This is a genomic window from Qipengyuania sp. B-5 (assembly GCF_056857815.1).
Genome location: NZ_JBSXNU010000017.1, coordinates 1 through 2795 on the forward strand (window position 1 = coordinate 1; position 2795 = coordinate 2795).

At 56.5% G+C, this 2795-nt stretch carries 3 protein-coding genes; 2 read left to right on the forward strand and 1 reads right to left on the reverse strand.

Annotated features, from left to right (window positions below):
- Positions 1-100: 100 nt before the first annotated feature.
- Positions 101-334: a hypothetical protein gene (locus AC13CE_RS00805; RefSeq protein WP_482971160.1), complete on the reverse strand. Its 234-nt coding sequence runs from the start codon at positions 332-334 to the stop codon at positions 101-103.
- Between the two features lie 444 nt (positions 335-778).
- Between AC13CE_RS00805 and AC13CE_RS00810 the strand changes: the two genes are divergently transcribed.
- On the forward strand, positions 779-1330 hold the full coding sequence (locus AC13CE_RS00810) for a DUF6538 domain-containing protein (protein ID WP_482971161.1): 552 nt from the start codon (positions 779-781) through the stop codon (positions 1328-1330).
- A gap of 39 nt (positions 1331-1369) precedes the next feature.
- Positions 1370-2721 (forward strand): IS3 family transposase gene (locus AC13CE_RS00815; protein ID WP_482971162.1). Its coding sequence is split into 2 segments (ribosomal slippage): positions 1370-1705 and positions 1708-2721, totalling 1350 coding nucleotides; the frame shifts between segments, so codons are not numbered across the junction.
- Positions 2722-2795: the final 74 nt, after the last annotated feature.

Genomic DNA, 2795 nt, shown 5'->3' on the forward strand with positions numbered 1-2795 from the left:
ATGGATGCTCGCTCTCTTGGTCCAGAACCAGGCGGACTGCCCGCTCGCGAACTTCCGGTGCAAACTTGTTCGTCGTCTTGCTCATCGTAGACCCTTCCTCTCAGGAGTTAGGGCCTCCGACAATCCCGGGGCGGTTCACTTCGTGCTCCTCAACTTGGCTTGCCATTGCCTCATGCATGGCAACATAGTCATTCATAAATCCTGCCAGAACCTGACCATTTCGACTGCCCCTAGACCGACAAACTGCATCAAAACGGGCCTTTAGCCCTTCAGGCACGTAAAAGCCCACCAATACTTCATGATCCCAAACGACATATTCTTCATAGATTTCCATAGAAAATTCCTTTCAATTCATACACTTTCACCCGAAACTTTCTCTTCGGGCTTTGTATTTAGGGGATTGAAAGGCAACGATCGAAGTTTCCCGGACCCAGACAGGAAATAGGGTTCGTTGTTTAATCGGGTGGTCCCGAACGTGGCTATTTGGCCGTTCCGAGAAGCCAAAAAGGATATACAAACTCTATACAACAGAGTTCCATGTATTCTAAGACATTGACATATTTGACATAAAACACCGGATAATTGTCCTCCGAAGGCAGAGGCCACAGGTTCGAATCCTGTCGGGTGCGCCAAACCTCCAAAATCCACTGAATCAGAGCATCTTAAGGACGCTCTGCCGTTGTCGTGTGACACAAGTGTGTTGCACACGAACCCTCCTACCCATGATCTAACCGACTGTCCTCATGAGGATTTCTCGAATTCTGGGTGTCGCACAACTGTGTATCACAAGCGGCTGTCCGGACTTTGGCGTCGCGAGGGCATCTACCAGTTCAGAGTTCGAGTCCCGGCAGACCTCGTCCGCATCGTCGGGAAGACACATGTCAATCGATCTCTGGGCACAGCGTCATACCGTGATGCTCTCGCTAAAGGTCGCGCCATCGCGTTCGACATCGCCGAGATGTTTGAGGCTTCGAGACAGACCGGCATACCGACCCTGCCTCGGCCAATCGAGCAGCGTGGAACCGAAGCACCTATCACGATTGCCGAGTTGTCCGGTGGACTGACGATCTTCGAGGCGTGGAATCGATACCTCGCTGACCCCGGTAGTTCTCGCACGCGAAAGACGGCGATGGCCTACGAGACGGTCAGGAATCTCGTCGTTGCCATACTCGGGAAAGATCGGCTCGTAGCTGACATTACCCGACAGGACTGTCGAAGGGTCTTGGAGACCTTGCAACAGCTTCCCTCGAATTACGAGAAGCGTTGGCCAGATACCTCCCCCGGTGTCCCGCGTCAGCACCTATGGCACAGATTTGAGGTTGTGATTTAAGGAGGATTTGGGCTTCGTCGTAGTGACGAAGGAACGAAGATGAAGCCCAAATCCTCAAAGCCCAAATTGCCTGCCGAGCAGGTCGTAAAGGATATCCGCCGCAAGACCCGGCGGCACTTCTCTGCCGAGGACAAGATCAGGATCGTCCTTGATGGCCTGCGCGGCGATGACTCCATTGCCGAGCTGTGCCGCCGCGAAGGGATTGCGCAGAGCCTGTATTACACCTGGTCCAAGGAGTTCATGGAGGCCGGCAAGCGCAGGCTTGCTGGCGATACAGCCCGTGCTGCTACCACCGACGAGGTAAAGGATCTGCGCCGTGAAGCGCGCGATCTGAAGGAATGCGTGGCGGACCTGACGCTGGAGAACCGTCTGCTCAAAAAAAGCATGATCGCGGATGGGGGAGACGACGAATGAGGTATCCCGCATCCGAGAAGCTGGAGATCATCAGGATCGTCGAGCAGTCGCACCTGCCCGCCAAGCGTACGCTGGACCAGCTCGGCGTGGCACGGCGGACCTTCTATCGCTGGTATGACCGCTACCTCGAAGGTGGGCCGGAGGCGCTCCAGGACCGTCCTTCAGCGCCGAGCCGGGTGTGGAACCGTATTGGGCCCGAGGTGCAGGACCAGATCGTCGAGATGGCTCTGGAGCAGACCGATCTCAGTCCCCGCGAGCTGGCGGTGCGCTTCACCGACGAGAAGCGCTACTTCGTGTCCGAAGCCACGGTTTACCGGCTGCTGAAGGCCCATGATCTGATCACCAGCCCGGCCTACACGGTGATCAAGGCGGCAGAGGCGTTCCACACGCAGACCTCTCGACCCAATGAGATGTGGCAGACGGATTTTACCTACTTCAAGATCATCGGATGGGGCTGGGTCTATCTCTCGACCGTGCTCGACGATTACTCACGCTACATCATCGCCTGGAAGCTCTGCACCACCATGCGAGCCGAGGACGTCACTGACACGCTCGATATGGCGCTGGCAGCTTCAGGCTGCAACCACGCCAACGTGCTGCACAGGCCCCGCCTGCTGTCGGACAATGGCCCCAGCTACATTGCCGGGGAACTAGCCGAATACATCGAGGCAAACAGGATGAGCCATGTGCGCGGCGCTCCCTTCCATCCGCAGACGCAGGGCAAGATCGAACGCTGGCACCAGACCCTGAAGAACCGCGTGCTGCTGGAAAACTACTTTCTGCCCGGCGATCTCCAACAGCAGATCGAGGCCTTCGTCGAGCATTACAACCACCAGCGCTACCACGAGAGCCTCGACAATGTGACACCCGCCGATGCCTACTTCGGCAGGGCTGCCGCCATCATCGAACGAAGAGAAAGGATCAAGCGAAAGACACTCGAACATCGGCGCTTGCAACACTGCAAGCTCGCCGCCTAAACATCAATCCGAGACGAGGCCCACACTCCGCTGATCTACGCCACGAGTTGTGCCAAATGTTCTGACGACGGACA